Genomic DNA, 247 nt, shown 5'->3' on the forward strand with positions numbered 1-247 from the left:
AAGGCGATGAGCTCCGCGCAGATCCATGCGCTGACCACCGGCGACATCGTCGCGCTGACCTCGGCCCAGGCCGGCGTGCTCAGCTCCGCCCAGGTGGCGGGCCTCAGCACCGACCAGCTGGGCAACTTCAGCACCGACGACCTGCGCGCCCTGGCCAGCGGCACGCTGCGTGCGCTGACGAGCAGCCAGCTCGGCGCGCTCTCCAGCGACCAGATCGGCGCGCTGACCAGCACCCAGGTCTCGCAGC

At 72.1% G+C, this 247-nt stretch carries 1 protein-coding gene; it reads left to right on the plus strand.

All coding sequences use genetic code 11. The features are described from left to right. Positions 1–247, plus strand: a 247-nt coding sequence (locus B0W88_RS34285; protein ID WP_158081008.1) for a hypothetical protein, incomplete at both ends; no start/stop codon positions are given.

Source organism: Pelomonas sp. KK5, assembly GCF_001984095.1.
GTDB lineage: Bacteria > Pseudomonadota > Gammaproteobacteria > Burkholderiales > Burkholderiaceae_C > KK5.